General features: G+C 71.6%; 10 protein-coding genes. 3 read left to right on the plus strand and 7 right to left on the minus strand.

Annotated features, from left to right (window positions below):
• Positions 1–41: 41 nt before the first annotated feature.
• The 3 genes from WME98_RS09695 (at position 42) to WME98_RS09705 (ending at position 5,540) form a co-directional block, all read left to right on the plus strand.
• A complete protein-coding gene (locus WME98_RS09695; RefSeq protein WP_437951032.1) occupies positions 42–1,100 on the plus strand; it encodes a YihY/virulence factor BrkB family protein in 1,059 nt (352 codons plus the stop codon).
• 193 nt (positions 1,101–1,293) lie between these two features.
• Positions 1,294–3,312: an ATP-binding protein gene (locus tag WME98_RS09700; RefSeq protein ID WP_437951033.1), complete on the plus strand. Its 2,019-nt coding sequence runs from the start codon at positions 1,294–1,296 to the stop codon at positions 3,310–3,312.
• Positions 3,309–5,540 (plus strand): ATP-binding protein, encoded by a 2,232-nt coding sequence (locus WME98_RS09705; protein ID WP_437951034.1) that lies wholly within the window; start codon positions 3,309–3,311, stop codon positions 5,538–5,540. Before WME98_RS09700 ends, WME98_RS09705 begins: the two co-directional genes overlap by 4 nt.
• A gap of 524 nt (positions 5,541–6,064) precedes the next feature.
• Here the strand turns inward: WME98_RS09705 and WME98_RS09710 are convergent.
• The 7 genes from WME98_RS09710 to WME98_RS09740 all read right to left on the minus strand — a co-directional run bounded on the left by WME98_RS09710 (position 6,065) and on the right by WME98_RS09740 (position 16,004).
• On the minus strand, positions 6,065–6,898 hold the full coding sequence (locus WME98_RS09710; protein ID WP_437951035.1) for a hypothetical protein: 834 nt from the start codon (positions 6,896–6,898) through the stop codon (positions 6,065–6,067).
• 1,063 nt (positions 6,899–7,961) lie between these two features.
• Positions 7,962–8,246: a hypothetical protein gene (locus tag WME98_RS09715; RefSeq protein ID WP_437951036.1), complete on the minus strand. Its 285-nt coding sequence runs from the start codon at positions 8,244–8,246 to the stop codon at positions 7,962–7,964.
• A 328-nt stretch (positions 8,247–8,574) separates the two neighbouring features.
• Positions 8,575–10,149, minus strand: coding sequence for a tetratricopeptide repeat protein (locus WME98_RS09720; RefSeq protein ID WP_437951037.1), 1,575 nt, complete (start codon positions 10,147–10,149; stop codon positions 8,575–8,577).
• Between the two features lie 416 nt (positions 10,150–10,565).
• A complete protein-coding gene (locus WME98_RS09725; protein WP_437951038.1) occupies positions 10,566–11,933 on the minus strand; it encodes a hypothetical protein in 1,368 nt (455 codons plus the stop codon).
• 198 nt (positions 11,934–12,131) lie between these two features.
• Positions 12,132–14,393 (minus strand): DUF3160 domain-containing protein, encoded by a 2,262-nt coding sequence (locus WME98_RS09730; RefSeq protein WP_437951039.1) that lies wholly within the window; start codon positions 14,391–14,393, stop codon positions 12,132–12,134.
• Between the two features lie 100 nt (positions 14,394–14,493).
• Positions 14,494–15,600: a PAS domain S-box protein gene (locus WME98_RS09735; RefSeq protein ID WP_437951041.1), complete on the minus strand. Its 1,107-nt coding sequence runs from the start codon at positions 15,598–15,600 to the stop codon at positions 14,494–14,496.
• Positions 15,597–16,004 (minus strand): DUF7793 family protein, encoded by a 408-nt coding sequence (locus tag WME98_RS09740; protein WP_437951042.1) that lies wholly within the window; start codon positions 16,002–16,004, stop codon positions 15,597–15,599. Before WME98_RS09740 ends, WME98_RS09735 begins: the two co-directional genes overlap by 4 nt.
• Positions 16,005–16,132: the final 128 nt, after the last annotated feature.

The raw sequence follows: 16,132 nt of genomic DNA on the forward strand, positions 1-16,132 counted from the left end.
ATGGTATTGCGCCCCGCACCCGGGAGAGCGACGCTGCGCCCGTGCCATCTGCGATCCGGCGACACATCGAGCGCCACCGCGCCGCGAAGGCGGTGTGGAGCGTCATCGTCAGCCTGGACCGCCACAACGGGCCGCGGGCCGCGAGCGCGATGGCCTTCGACGCGTTCCTCAGCCTGATCCCCCTCGCCGCCTTCGCCGGCTACGTGCTCAGCCGGACCAAGGAGTGGTCGGACCTCGTGGTGCAGCCGCTCCTCAAGGCCGCGCCCCCGGAGGTCGCGAACCTCGTCTCGGAGGAGCTCTTCCGGCTCTCGCAGTCGTCGGCGGTCGCCCCCATCAGCATCACCGGCTTCCTCTGGATCACGTCCTCCGGGCTCTCGACCGCCATGGGCGTGTTCGACACCATCTACAACACGCGCGAGCGCCCCTGGTACGTCCGCAGGGCGCTCGCGGCGGCGTGCGTCATGGCCAGCCTGGCCGTGGTGCCCGTGGTCGCCGGCGTCGGCGTGCTGATCGGCTCGCTCTCCGGCTCGATCGGCGCCCGCATCGTCGCCTTCGCCCTCCCGGCCGGGCTCGTCACCTGCATGGTGGCCGCGTTCTTCAGGCTCTCGATCCAGCGCCCGAACATCGAGCGGCGCCGGGTCTTCCCGGGCGCGGTGCTCACCGTGGTGCTCTGGTCGGTCGTGTCGACCCTGTTCTCGCTCTACGTCGCCACGCTCGGCCGCTACGCCACGTTCTACGGGAGCCTCGCGACCGTCGCGATCTTCCTGTTCTGGCTGTGGCTCCTGGCCCTGGCGCTGCTCATCGGCGGCGAGCTGAACGCGCGCCTGGAGCGCGAGCGCGCCGGGGTGCAGTCGATCCCGCCCCCCGGCAAGTGGAGCGCGCTGCAGCTCTCCGAGCTGGCCCAGCTCTCCGACCCTGCCCAGAGCCCCACCCCGCTGCCCCAGAGCGCCACGCCGCTGCCCCAGAGCGCGACGCTGCCCCAGAGCGCGGCGCTCCCCCGCGGCGCCGCGGCGCAGCGCCGCGACGCCCAGGGCGAGGCGGACGAAGGCGAAGAGCGCGGCGCCCCGAGCTCGCCGCCCGCGCGGCGGGCCGCGGGGTAGCGGGCCCGCCGCCCCCGGCGGCCGCGCGCTGAAGGACGGACGGCCGCCGCCCGACGGCTCGGCTCGGCACGGGCGGTGAAAGCTCCGCCGATCGTTCGCCGCTCGGCGCTCACTCGGCGCGCATTCGCACGGTGGGTGCGCGCACTTCGCGCAGGGGGATGTCGAGGGCGGGCGTGAGGGGGAGCAGTCGAGCGTGCACGCGCACTACGGAGCGGGGGGTGACGGGGGCGGCAGCCGGCGCCCCGCGCCTCCCAAAGGGGACGCCGGGCTGTACTTTCTGGGAGCGCTGCACGAGCTCGTCGCCATCGGCCTGCACCGACCGGCCCTCGACGCGCTCTGCGCAGGGCAGCGCGACATCGCCGATCCCCCCATCGACCGCGCCTACCTGATCAAGATCCTCGACGAGGAGATCTCCCGGCAGTTCGGGCACCCGCTCCGGCCGCTCATCGAGCTCGTGCTCAACGCCGCCGACGCGGCCCGCGCGCCGCAGCCGCTCGTCGACGTCGCCGTCATCGACGGGCGCGTCGACGTCAGCGACACCGGCGCCGGCATGGGGCTCCGGGCAATCCTCTCACGGCTGCTCATCCCGTTCGCGACAGACAAGCGGCCCGGCATCGATCTGGGCCGGTTCGGGGTCGGGTTCTTCTCGGTGCTCGGCCTCGGGCTGTCGGACCCGGAGGGCTTCAGCCTGCACCTCACCACCGGCGACGGCATCGAGGGGTGGGCGATCCGCGTCGTGGCCTGGCCCAGCCTGGGCGACGCGGGCGTCGCGCCCGAGCTCGCCCCCGACGAGCCCGAGCGCGCCCGCGGCCGCGCGTCGCCCGAGCTCACCGCCGCGCTGATGTGCTCGGTGCGCCGGATCGCGCCGCTGCTCGGCACGCGCGTGCGCGTCACGTCGTCGCTGCTCGAGGCGGGCGCGGTCCGCGCTTACCTGCGCGACGCGCTCCACTTCTTCCCCGCGAGCCGCGCCCTCGTGCTGCTCGACGGCGCGGCCGTGAACGACGGCCGGCTGATCTCGGGCGGGCGGCTCGTCGAGGAGCGCATCGCGGCCGCGCCGGCCGACGGCGCGGACGACCCCCCCGCGGCGAGCGGCCCGCGCCCCGCCGCGGCGAGCGGCCCGCGCCCCGCCGCGGCGAGCGGCCCGCGCCCCGCCGCGGCGAGCGGCCCGCCCGCAGAGGAGGCGCGCGCCCGCCTCGCGGAGGGGCGCGACGGCGCGCTCGTCGCGCGCTTCCACGTCGGCGGGCGGGCGCTGCTCCCGAGCATCTCGGCGGCCACCTTCCACGCCGGGGTCAAGGTCGAGGCGTGCCTGGCCCTGGCCGAGCTCGCGCTCATCGACTTTCCGGCCGCCGTGGAGCTGACCGAGGGGCGCGACGCGCTCAAGGTCGGGCCGGCGTTCACCGCGGCCGCGACGGCGTTCTACCGGCGGCTCATCCAGATCGCCGCGGAGGGCGGTGAGGGCCGGCGCGCGCGCGACCGGCTCGCCGAGATGGCCGCGCAGATCAGCGCGCTCATGCTGCAGTCCGCGGGCTGGGACGAGGTGGCCCTCGAGCTCGCGCGCGCCCTGCTCGGCCCGGGGCGCTGCATGGTGAACCCCGAACGGCGCGAGGCGCTGCTCGGGTTCCTCGGGCCGAGCGTGGCCGATCGGCTCTTCGTGCCCGAGAGCTTCTGGGCCGAGCGCGAGTGGCAGCCCCACCTGCCCGGCGAGCGCGAGCTCCTCGAGGACGAGCTCGAGTTCGACCCGCCGGAGACGCTCGCGGCCCTGGCGCGGCGCCGCGGCGATCTCGCCGGGCTGCCGCTGCTCGTCGCGCGCGCGGTGAGCCCGCACACGACCATGGTCGCCCTCTGCCGGGGCCGGCTCCAGGCGGGCGGCGGCGGGGGCGCCGCGGCGCGTCGGGCGCCGGGCGCGCTCCCGTCCCCGGGCGCGCTCCCGTCCCCGGGCGCGCTCCCGTCCCCGGACGCGCCGTCGCGGCGCCCGGCGGGCCCGCTGCCGTGCCTCGGCACGCGCCGGCTCCTGCTCATCCGCGACGACAGCGCGGCGGTGCGGCGGCCCGCGGGCTGGTGCGACCGGTACGCGCTGCGGGCCGCTTTCGACCGGGCGTCCGGGGTGCGCGAGGCCGATCTCGAGCGCGATCTCATCGTCGGCGAACCCGTGGACGGGGCGGCCTGCGCCGCGCTCCGGCCCGGCGAAAGGACGTCCGGAGGCGATCCATGACCCAGATCTCGTACGGGCTTTTCTCGGAGCTGCTCCTCGTGCGGATCCACGGGCGCGCGGAGGCGTACCTCCAGGCGAGCAGCGCGGAGCGCCTCGCGCTCGTCGCCGCCTGCCGCGGCGAGGCCACGGTGCCCGACCTCGCGCAGCGCATCCTCTCGCGCACCATCTACGCGCAGGCGTCGTCGCGGATCGGCCCGCTCCGCGAGCTGCTCCAGAACGCGCTCGACGCCTCGCCGCCCGGCGCCCGCATCGACGTCCGCTCGACCGAGGACGGGCGCGAGATCTCGGTCGCCGACCAGGGCCGCGGCATGAGCCGGACCGAGCTCCTCGCCGACCTGCTCGTCCCCTTCCGGAGCGGCAAGGCGGGCGAGCCCGACGCGATCGGCGAGCACGGGATCGGCTTCTTCTCGGCGCTGGAGATCGCGCCCTGGATCGAGGTGGTCACGGCGACGCCCTCGGGCGGGCACCGGCTGCTCGTGGCGCCGCTCGGCGCGGGGCCGCCCTACGACGACTTCTCGTGGACGCTCCTGTCCTTGCCCCGCTCCTCGGCCGCGCCGCCGCCCGGCCTCGCGGGCGCCGCCGCGCCGCCGCGCCGGTCGACGACGGGCACCTCGGTGCGGCTCTCGCTCGCGCAGCCGATCTCGCGGCCGGCGCTCGCCGCCGAGGTGGCCTCGGCGGTGGGGCTCGTCGACCCGGCCGTGGCGCGGATCTACGTCGACGGCGCGCTCGTCAACACGGCGCGGGCGCGCCTCCGCCGCGCCGCCGAGGTGCCGCTCCGGCTCCCGCCGTCGGGCGAGCTCTGCGGCGCGATCGAGCTCCTCGTGGGCCGGGGCGAAGGCGTCGAGCCGCAGCTCACGATCACCCAGAAGGGGCTCACGGTGGCGGCGCGGATCGACCCCTTCCCCGGCCCCGAGCTCGGGCTGCACCGGGAGCTCGCGCGCGCGATCACGGCGGCGGGCTTCGGCCTCGTCGCGGAGCTGCCGCTCGCGGTGCCGCTCAACAAGGGCCGCTCGGCGGTCGCGGCGAGCGCGTCCACGGCCGTCGAGGCGGCGCTCGTGGCCGCGTTCGAGCGCTTCATCCTGCGCGACGCCCTGTACGACCGCGAGCTCTTGCGCGCGGTGGATCACCGGCTCTCGTCGGTGCTCGACCGGCTCGTGCAGGCGGCGCTGCTCGGCGAGAGCGTCACGATCGCCTCCGCCCAGCCGGTGGACGAGCTCGATCCGGGCGCGCGCACCCCCACGGTGGCGGCCCCCGAGCAGGTCATCCGGTTCGCGAGCGGGCTGCTCGACGCGCCGCTCTTCCGGTCGATCGTGGTCGACGCCGGCCCGCGGCCCCCTGGGGCGGCGCTGTCCCCGCTGCTCGGCCAGCTCCACGCCCGGAGCGCGCCGCTCACGCTGCGCGAGCTGCTCAAGGCGCACCGGGACGGCGTGCTCCGCCCGCTCGAGGGCTCCCCGCCGGGGCCCGGGCGAAGCGCCGCCCGCGCGCCGCTCGGCGCCGCCGCGGCGCCCGAGGCTGCCGGGCGGGAGGCGCCCGGGGCGCGGCCGGGCGAGCTCGTGTACCTCGCGATCGACGAGCCGCTCGCGCAGGCGTTCTGGCGGCGGCTCGCGACCGAGGGCGCGGCCTCGCCGCCGCTCGCCGAGGCCGCCGCGGCGGCGCCGCAGCGGCCGGCGAGCGCGGCGCCGTGCCCGATGCCCCGCACCTCGCGCGACGCGCTCCTCTCGATCGCGGCCGAGGTGCCCGGCGTCCGCGCCGTGGCCGCGGCCATGACGGTCATCGAGCGGCTCGAGGCGGCGATCTCGGAGGCGGCAGACCTGCCGACGTCGCCGATCTGGGTGCACCAGGATCTCTACGGCCCCGACGAGATGGCGCACACCGACGGGAGCGGGATCAGCGTGAACCTCGCCTCGTCGCGGGTGCGGACGCTGCTCACGGCGGTGCTCCTGCGGGACGACGCGGTCGCGTTCACGGCGCTCACCGATCTGCTGCTCCACGAGAAGACGCACGTCTCGCTGGCGAGCTACGTCCCGCGCCCGACGGCCGAGCACGGCACGAGCTTCTACCGCCGCAAGGACTGGATGCGCCGCCGCCTGCTCGCCGCGATCGCGAGCGGCGCGGTCGCCGACCCGATGCGCTGGCTCGCGGTGGCGCGGCGCGGCCTCGCGAGCGCGGCGCTCCCGGCGCCGGCGGAGCTGTCGCGGGCGTTCCAGTCGGCCGCGGCGGCGGCGTGAGGGGCGGGCGGGGGGCGGCGCGCGCGGGGGGAGGCGTTCAGCGCGAGCCGAGGGGTGTCCGGCGGCGCCGGGGTGAATTGAAATTCAGACCGTGGCTGTCCGGAGCCTCGGGGGTGAATTGAATTCAAACCGGCGGCTGTCCGGAGCCTCGGGGGTGGATTGAAATTCAAACCGGCGGCTGTCCGGAGCCTCGGGGGTGAATTGAAATTCAAACCGGCGGCTGTCCGGAGGCGCCGGGGTGAATTGAAATTCAGACCGAGGCTGTCCGGAGCCTCGGGGGTGAATTGAAATTCAAACCGGCGGCTGTCCGGGGTGGTGCCCTACTTAGGGCAGACCTGCGCGCGACCTCTTGGCCGCCGCTCAGTTCGGCGTGACCTGCTCGTCATCATCCAGCCGGTCGATCTGATGCCGCTCCCCACGCTCGGGTGGTGTCCGGAGCCACACCGGCACCAGCCGCGTTGCGGATACCTGCACGGCACATTCCGGACACCATATTCCATTGAATGGCTCATGGGCGCCATCATCTATTTCGGAGCACTCACGATAGTGCCGAGCGTGCTATTGTTGGTCCAGTAGACGCGATCCGCATCTATGGTGATGCCTAATGCTGCTGCCTGGCGGTCGGTGACGGTTCCGATGACACCGTTTGGTAATGCCCGCATGATTCGACCTGAGTTCATGTCCGCCCAGTAGACGCCGGTACGGTCGGCGGCGATGCCCCGCGGGACCTCCCGTCCGCTAACGAGCGTCGTAACCTCCCCGCCGGTCTTGGCCACACGCATGACGGTTCCGATCGTGGGGGTCGTCCAGTAAACGTACGTGTCGTCGATCGCGATCTCGTACGGATCGCCTTGCTCGGTCGCGAGCGTAGTAAATGGGCCCTCGCCGGTGGATCCCTTGGGCGCGGACATGACACGGCCGCCGCGGTCTTGGACGGTCCAGTAAACACGGGTGTCGTCTACCGCGATAGCCCATGGCATCCCCGCGTCGCTCGAGATGGTCACGAGCGGTTCGCTGCCGTCTGAGTCCTTCCTCGCGCGGACCACGGGACCACCTTCGTTCGTCCAGTAGACAAAATCGTCGTCGATAGCTACGTGTAGCGGCTTCGGCTGTCCTGTAGCGATCGCGGTTGGCTCCTGGCCTCCGCCAACGGGCACCCTCATCACCTGGCCGGTGCTCCCGCTTTCGTCCCCACGGTTAACCCAGAAAACGTGGGCACCATCGGACTTGATGCCTATCGGCCCCCATTGGCGTGATGCGAGGGTGATTATGGTGTTGCCGCTGTGTGACCATTGCATCACGGAATCCCCTCCCCAATTGGTCCAGAACACGTTGCCTTCAGCGACGGCAACGTACATTGGCTCGTTCTGGTCGCGAGCGTGTGTGATTGTCGGACCGCAGACACTATCGTGACATACGTAGTCGCATAGAATGGCGCAAGTACCGCAGTGGTAGGCATCATTCGTTACGTTGGTCTCGCAGCCGTTGTCGGCGTTCCCGTCGCAGTCGACGTAGGTGTCTCCGCAGATCGGCGACTCGACAACCACGGGCCCACCGCCTCCGCTAGCGCCTCCTTCACCCGCGCCGCCGCTGCCTTGCGCTGGATCTCCGCCGATTCCACCAACCCCGGTCCCCTGCTCGCCGCCCGCGGCGCCACCGATGCCGCCCTGACCTCCGGGTCCGCTGCTATTTGCCGGGCCGCCTACGCCGCCGGTCCCTTCGGCCGCTGCGTACTCGTCCCAGTGTGCGCCGATGAACTGAGCGCAACCTACGGAAGTAGCCGCAGCCGCAACCCATAGCAGCATTGTCCACGCCGCCGCCGATGTCCTGCCCTGCATGACGCGGAGCATCTTGCGGCGCGCTATCGGCGTCAAGGTGTGGTTAGCGTACACGCTCGGAGATCCGCAAAGACGACCGAATCCACCGCGCGTGCCTCGGGTAGCTCCACGCGCTTCTTGATGCGTGCCCGCCGTGTTCCAGGATGAGCCGCACGCGCAGCCTGCGACCATACCACGGGCCCGCCGAGGTCCGGAGACCTCGACGAGCAGCACTCCTGGTGCCGCAAGCGCCAGAACAAGGTGGACGCCGCGAAGGACGACGCGGCGGCCGTCGGCGAGCAGTGGACATGGGCGGCGATCTGCCGCACCAGCAAGCTGATTATCGCGTGGCACGTCGGGAAGCGCGACCAGGAGAGCGCCGACGCGCTGGTCGAGGACGTGCGCGCGCGGCTCGTGGTGATGCCGCAGATCACGCCAGCACCGGTCCGGCTGGGTCGTCTCGCGTGCGTGCTGCGCGTCGAGGGCGTATCTTCCCGTGTGGAAAGGGTGTCCCATGCCCTCCAGCGCGACGCCCGCAAGCATGGGCATCGTGCCGCGCCTCGGAGACTGTGGCGGTCTCTGGGGCGTTCCGCTTTCTGGGGCTCTAGGGCTCGGTCTCCTTCGACTGGTTGTCCTCCTCGCGATGCGTCACGAGCCCCTTCTGGTCGCGGAGGTAGTACAGGATGCTGCGGACGGTCTTCCTGGGCTCCAGGCGCTCCATGGTCGTGCCAGCGACGCGCTGCCTTCGCGCGAGGCCGTACGTCGTGCTCGGGTGCGAGCCGTACTCGAAGTTGGTGATGGTCGTCTTCGAGACGTCCATCGCGGCGGCAAGGCATACCCAGCCGCCGAAGAGGGTGCGCAGGCTGCGCAGCGCAGCGCGGAGGCGCATGGCCTCCGCTGGCGTGAGGGACGTGGAACGGGGTCGGCGGGGCGCGGGCGCACCTTCGCCTTGCCTCGCATCAGGGTGGATGAGATACAGGTGCACTGTTCGGCTCCGGGTGAACGGGGTCGGACTACGCAGCCCGGTGCGTTGGCGCGCACGCGGGCTGCACTACTTCCGGCGGAGCCTAACCGCTCACGCGAGACTCGGAGTCAAACTAGGACAGGAGAAGGCTAATTAGGGCACCACCCAGTCCGGAGCCTCGGGGGTGAATTGAAATTTCAACCCCAGCCGTCGCGAGCAGGCCCTGGTGTGAGGACCCATACCGAACCGAGCTTCAGGCGTCGAGCCCGACAATGCGCAAGAGATGGGGCTCCGTTCCCCTCCGGACCGGATCCTGCTCCTCAAACTCGGCGCGGAGCGCGTCGAGGGCCTGCTGTGCCGTCTCGCGCGCGTCCGGCCGGCCGAGCGCCGCGCGGCTTTCGGCCAGCCGGCAGAGCGCCAGCACCCCATCGCACGAAGCGCTGCTGCCGTGAAGGCGCGCAATCTCCAGGGCCTTCGTGGCGAGCGGTTCGGCTTCCGCATGGCGCCCCTGCTCGGCGAGCATGTCAGCAAGCCCCGTCAGCATCTGGACGATGAGTTGCGGGCTCACGTGTGCCTCGAGCGCGAGCGCTTGACGTAGCTGGTCCTCGGCCTCGGCGAATCGCCCTTGCACGGCGAGGGCTTCCGCCAAAACCCGGTGCGCGACGAATTGCTTCCACAACGCTTCCTCGAGCGCGTGAGTCCGCATTCTTTCTCGAAGGCGCCGCTCGACCATCACAGCATCGAGCTCCGCGAGCTGCAACAACCATTCGAGTTGTTCCGACGTCATTGACTGTCGCTTATCCCAGTTCACGAGGCGCTCGAACAGGCGCTCGCCTTCGCCCGCTCGGCCTGCTGCCAACGCAGCTCGGGCAACTCGGAAGACAACCCTGTCGTAATACTCGTCGTTGCCTCCGATGAGCGTGTCGTCCTCCCGAATCTCATCCACGGCGCGAAGAGCGGCATCCACGTCGCGGTCGGCGAGGGCGTATTGCGCCGCAAGGATGCACTCGAAGAAGGTGCGCCGAGCCACGCTTCCCGTCGAGCCGGAGCCTCGCGTCGACCAGTACGCCGCGACGTCGTGCGCCTGAACGTTGCGCGCAGCCGCGATCATCGCATCCCACGCTTGCGCAGATACCGTTCCAGCGCGCAGCAGCGGTTCGACGTCTTCCATCGTCGCATCCAGGGTGGTGCTCACGCGCTCGCGGAGCCGCGCGAGCGTCGCGGCCCGCTCGCTCGCATGGCGCTTGCGCGCTCCTCTGTCCATCGCCAACGCGCGCCGCGCAGGCGGCGCGACCTCCAATCGCTCCTCGAGGACGAGCGACGAGGCTGATCTCCAGGCGAGCCGCGCGACCGCTGCGCCAGGGTCGCTGCTCTCGCGCGCCGCCTCCTCCACGGATGCGCTGCTCACGCCGGCCTTGAGCAGCGCGACCGCGAGCCGGATCGCCTCCGGCTCGAGGTCGAGGAGCGCGGCGAGCCGCCCGGGGGCCCGCGCGCCCGCGGCGCCGAGGACCTCCCTCGCGTAGTGGAGATTCATCAGCTGCCCGTGGACGAGCCAGTAGTCCTTCACGGGGGAGCGCAGCTCGTCATGGACGACCCGCGGCGCGTCCAGCACCACGCGCCCTCGCCGGCCCGCCTCGGCCATGGCCCACCGCACCCGGTAGAGGTCTCGCTCGCTGTAGATCTCCGACCACGCGAGCCAGCCGCGCCCCGCGCCCTTCGTGGCCTCGACCAGCGCGTCGTACGGGAGATCGGCGCGCACGCGGACGAGCGGGCGGCCGGGAAACGCCGCCTCGAACGACGCGTCGAGCTCCGGACCGCGCCAGCGCACGCCGGGCGCCCGGGCGCACAGCGCCGCCCGCAGGCCGAGGATCGCCTGCCGTGGAACGCCGCCGGGACACTCGAACCTCCGCGACGTCCAGTCGAGGAAGTCGGGCGCTTCCTTCGCCAGGGTCGCGGTCACCTCCGCCGTGCTCCACAGCACGACCTTGAGCCCGCGCTCGCGGAAGATCGGGCGCGTGTAGTTGAGCCAGAGCGCGTCCACCGCCCGCGCGGCGAGCACGACGAGCGCCCCGCGAGGCACGTCCTCGACGCGCGGCGCCTCGGTGAGGACATCCAGCTCCGGGTGCCCCACGGCGAGGCCGCGGACGAGCTCGCCGAGCCTGGCGTTCGTCGCATGGTCGACGAGCACGATGAGGCCTCGATCGATCCCGCGGAAGGCCCGCGCGATCCGATCCACCCACGGCGCTACAGGCGGACCTTGCTGATCATGAGCAGCGGGTGCGGGTAGAACCATTCCGACTCGTTGGGGTACGGCAGCAGCCGAGCGTACGTCAGGAGCTCCCGCGCCGTCTGGTTGTCGGGGAGCTCGTGCTTCGGATCGCGAGCGACGGACTCGAGCAGCGCGACGTGGCCCTTGTCGACACCTCCTTCGATCAGCTGGCGCGCCTCCTTGATCACCTCTTCGACCATCGCCTCCGTGGCCACGGGCGCCGCGTCGTCGTACCCGTAGTCGGCGAGCATTCGAATGGTCCTCACGAAGTCGCGCGCGCGACCGCCCGAGTAGTAGGCGAGCCGCTCCAGGAGCGGCTGCGGGACGAGGTGCTCCGCGCCCAGCCCGTGGACCCGGCGCTGGAACAGGTCGCGGAAGAAGGCCACGCCGGGGCCCGGTCGCGTCGGATCGGCGTGGTCGAGCACCGGGACGTTGTGGAGGATACGGGGCTTGAACCGCCGCACCTCGCTCGTGGCCAGGTGGTTTCTGAGCGCGAACGGAGCGCAGACGACGAGCGGAGCCTGCAGGCGGGCGAGCATCTGGGAATGCAGGAACAGCGCCTCGGCCCGCTCGAAGCTGACGATACGATCGAGCCCGTCGATGACGAAGAGCACCGGGCGACTCCACTGCCGGAACTCGCCCAGCAGCACGTTCACCCGATCGACGAGGCTCTGCATCAGCGGATCCTGGTCCTCGATCCGCCTCGTGTCCTTCTTCGCCATCGGCAGCGACCACTTGCCCGCGCTCGCGAGCTCGGCGAGCGACTTGACCACCGTCACCGCCGCCCCCGCCTCGGGCGCGAGGGCCGACGCCGCCGTCGACGCGAAGAGCACCATGGACTTCGCGGCGGCGAACACATCGATGCTCGGCGGCGCGGCGCCAGGCGGCAGCGCCACGCCGGCGAGCGCCGACCAGGCGTCAGCGAGCCCTTGAACGCTGTCCGGACTCCATCGATACCCTTGATCCTGCGCCGCCCGGATCAGCGCGACGCCGCAGAGAAAGCACACCTCCCAGGAGCTGATGTGCTGCAGCGCCTCGGTCGATCCGAAGGCGTTCTGGAAGTGGCGGACCAGATCGACGAACACCACGAGCTCGGCGCCCGCCCGGGCTCGCTCGTCGGCGATCCTCCACAGCTCGGTGCTCTTGCCCGTGCCGATCGTTCCAGACAGGAGGAACATCGGCGCGGTCCGCGGCGCGGCGGGGCGGTCCAGCTCCCGGAGGATCTTTCCGGCAGGGCTGTCCGTCCGGTCCGCGCGCCACTCGTCCGGGATCTGCCACTCTTCCACGTCGAAGCGCGTGCGTAGCTCGTTCCAGACGTCCCGCACCGACGTGCCCCTCACCATGCACCGACGCTACCACACGGCGTGCGACCTGCCCGGCGGAGAGCGCCGCGCGCTCGTCCGCGGCGCCCTCGTCGCGACGGCTCGACAGGCTGCACGCCAGGCCGTGATCGCCCTGTCGCACCGGCGCCCTCGGCCGGCACACCACGGCACACATCCCACGAAGGCCAGCTCGCGCCCGCGTGGCCCCGGGCCGCGCGATCAGCGGGCGACGATGTCCTTCATCCAGGCGACGTCGTCGGGGGTCGCCCCCACGATCTCGCCGGCCCACTGCTCGTCGGTCATGCGCTCGAAATTCCCGGTGATCTTCTCGAAGTACGACGACACGAGCCCCACGTACGCGCGCGGCGTGCCGCACGGGTCGGCGGTGACGACCATGAGCCGCGGCAGGCCGGTGCCCACGTGCAGCACGCGGCCGACCATCGCCCCGAGCTCGTCGGTCGGCTGGGTGTGCACGTCGGCGATCGTCGGGTCCTGCTTCGCGCCGAGGACGGGCTGGTAGAAGAGATCGGCATACCAGCCCTCGACGCCCTCGGGCGAGCCGCAGCCGTACTGGATCCGGACGGCCTGGTTGATAAAAGCGAGGTGCTCCTCGGTGAGGGGCAGCCCGGCGCGCTGGTTCTCCGCCATCTCGCCGAGCGTCGTCGCGACGCCCTGCAGCCGCGCGAAGTACGCCGACAGCGCCGTCTCGATCGCGGGAAAGGCCGATAGATCGAGCGACTCGACGACCCTGCCGCCGTGCTCGGCCAGCTCGGCGATGCGCGCGTAGAACGCCGGGTACGGGTCGACGTAGGCGTCCGGGAACTCGCACGTGGTGCCGCCCGTGTACGACTGCTTGGCGTAGAGGATCGTGTCGTGCCGGAGCTCCGCCCAGGAGGCGAGCTGCGTGTTGAGCAGGCGCCGGCCCCACGCCTCGGTCTTCGCCACCCCGGGCAGCCCCTCGGCCTCGGCGAGCGCCCGCGACGGCGACAGCTCGCGCAGCGCGCCGAGCCAGCGGTTGTAGAGGTTCTTGCCCCAGAAATCGGCCGGGTGCGCGTCGACGAGCACGCGCATCATGTGCAGGTCGGGCGCGTAGGAGAACTGCCCGAGCTCAGGCGCGAGCAGGAGGCCCGCGTGGTCGTTGCCGAGCGCGGCGAAGCCCACGTCGAGCGGGCTCGGCATCATGCGCTTGACGGCGCCGCCCTGCACCCGGTCGTAGACCACGTTCGAGAAGACGTGCGAGTCGACGACATACCGCTGGCCGAGCAGCGCGAAGCTCGCCGACAGGGGCAGCGTGCCCTTGTCGAGCCCGTTGATCATGATGTGGCTCGAGATCCGCTGCGCCCCGTAGCCCTTCTTCCCGACGACCGCGACGATCGTATCGTCCGCGACGCCGGCGAGGCCGGCGGCGTCGTCGAGGCCGAGGTCCGCGAGCAAGGCGTCGAGCTCGGGGAGCGTCATATAGTCGCTCTCGCCGACGAACGCCTGGATCGCGTCGTCGATGCGCGTGTAACGGTCGAGGGTCTTCCCCTCGGCGAGAGCGCGCAGCGCGTAAGCGCCCTCGAGCTGCCGCCGGTGGAAGACCTGCTCGCCGTTCTCCTGGGTCTCGAGGAAGCGGAAATCCACGCGGCCGAGCCACATCATGCTGCGGAAGTAGCGCCCGAGCTCGGGCGTGTCGGCGTAGTGGCCGCGCGGCTCGAACTGGGAGAAGTCCATGAGCCGGTCGACGCCGAAGAGGCGCACCTCGCCCACGCCCTGGTGGGCCTTGGCGCCCGCCACGAGCTCGTCGATCTTCGCCGCGTCGGCGCCCGCGACGGGCGCGACGGGCTCGTCGTTCAGGAGCGCGAGCGCCACGGCCGTGAAGAGGTCGGCGTCGGCGCGCGCCTCGGCGCCGAGCTCGCCGCCCGCGCCCGCCGCGAGCCGCGCGCGCATCTCCTCGAGCATCGTCCCGAGCTCGGAGGACAGCGAGGCGACCTCCAGGAGCTTCAGGATCGCGTCGTAGGAGCGGTGGACCGCGTACAGGATGGAGTCGGCCGACACGTAGAGCGGCAGGTCGAGCGCGTAGATGCTCTCGTAGCCGTACACGAAGGTCGGGAAGGTCCTCTTCTCGGAGATGACGAAGCCGTTCGCGGACAGCTTCGCGAGCTCGTCGTCGTCGAGCCGGAACGTGGAGCCCTGGATCAGCGACAGGTTGTCGGCGTCCGCGGGCGCGTACGAGAGGCCCGACGCGAAGTCGACGCGGTACTTCGAGGCGAAGTCCGCGGCGGTCATGCGCGCCGAGGACTCCCGCTCCGCGAGCAGCGCGCCGAGCTCCGCCTGCTGCTCGGGCCCGAGCGGCGCTGACGGCGATGTCGGCGACGGCGATGGCGGCTGCTCCGACGGCGCACCGCCGGCGTCGGACGGCGGCAGGCCATCGCTGGAGCAGCCGCCTGCAAAGGCCAGGAGGAGCGGGAGGATGGAAACGTGAAGGGACGTCCTGGGCATCGTGTTCCCCTTTCGGAGCGCGCCTCCCCGGAGGCGCGGCGAGCCCGACGCGGGCAAGGACGATGCCGCGCTCGCCGGCGCGGCATCGTGGCCTGTCAGGTCACGCCGGCTTCGGCTTCTGGAGCTGCTTCATGGCGTATCCGATGCCGGTCTGCAGCGAGCCAAACGTGTAAATGCCGCCGAGATTGAACTCGAGCTCCATGAGCGCCACCGCGACCTCCGGCCGGATGCCGGTCAGCACCACCTGGGCGCCGAGGAGCTTCACCGCCTTCACCGCGTTGACGATGCCCTGCACCGCCCGCGCGTCGATCTTCCGCACGCCGGTGATGTCGATGATGACGATCCGCGCCTCGCGCGCCACGACGCCGTTGAGCAGCGTCTCCATGATCTGGGTCGAGCGGCGATCGTCCACGGAGCCGATCACCGGCATGGCCAGGATCTGATCCGCGATCGGCATGAGCGGCGTCGAGAGCTCCTCGAGCAGGAGCGCCTGGGTCTGCACCACCTGCTCGAGGCGCTGGCGCTCCTCCTCCTCGAGGCGCTTGCGCTCGGTGAGATCGCGCGCGACGCAGACGAGCCCCTGGCTCTCCCCGAGGCCGCCGGTGATCACGGACGTCGAGAGGGAGACAGGGACGACCTCCCCCGTCTTCTTCTGGAACGCCGTCTCCTCCAGGAGGACGCTGCTCTCGTCGTCGCCCATGACGCAGGGGAACGCGCCCGGAAAGATGGTGCTGGCGGGCGCGCCGACGAGCTCCTCGGCGGTGTAGCCCGACAGGCGGCACGCCGCGGTGTTCACGCTGGTGATGGAGCCCGCCTTGTCCACGACGACGAGCAGATCGCTCATCGATTGGAGGATGTTGTCGACGTACTCCTTGGACACCACCCTGGAGGCGAGCTCCTCGGCCACCATGTTCAGGCCGAGCGCGAGCGCGTCCCAGGCGTCGCCTTGATCGCTGACCTGCGCCCGCTTCGTGAAGTCGAACGACACGATGGAGTTGAGCATCACCATGATGTCGTTGAGCCGGCGCTCCAGCCGCTCCTCCCTCGCCCGCCGCTCGATCATCTCCTGCACCAGCGCCTCGGCGGCGCGCTTCGCCAGGTCGATGCTGGCCTCGCCCGGGGCCTCGCCCAGCGCCGGATTCGCCCCGAGGAGGATCGAGCAAAGCTCGGCAACGCGAGAGTCGGTCGACGGCTCTCCTTCGCTCACGAGCGGAACCCTTTCAACCACTCGACCGCGGCCGCCTCGTCGGAGAAGATCTTGTACGGTTTGGCGCGCTTGCCGTGAATCGCGCTGAAGACCGCCAGCCAGATGTTCGCGATCGTCGTGCTCAAGGGCGAGTCGGCCAGCATCGCCACAGCAGGCCAGCTCGCCGTCGCCTCGGCGCTTCCGTAGTAGGACCGGGCGTCGCGCTCGATCACCTTCACGTGGGTGAGATCGACGAGCACCGGCCAGCGCCCGCCGCTGGTGGTCGAGTTGATACCGGCGATGACCTCGCGGGCGATCTGGAGCGTCTGTTGGGTCCCTGGCGCGAACTCGACCCGCACAATCCCGTTCGCATCGTCAAGCCAGATTCGTCCCGACGAGAAGGTTACCGCCGTGCTGTTCTCCATCCCTGTCCTCCTCACGCCGGCTGACCGCTCGAACGAGACCACCCAGCCGTGGCACCAGAGCGGCGGCTCCGCCCAGGTTGCCCCCCTGATCTCCTATCGTAATTCGATGGGGGCGTGTAGCGTTTCAT

This window comes from Sorangium sp. So ce296, assembly GCF_051529605.1.
GTDB lineage: Bacteria > Myxococcota_A > Polyangia > Polyangiales > Polyangiaceae > Sorangium > Sorangium cellulosum_D.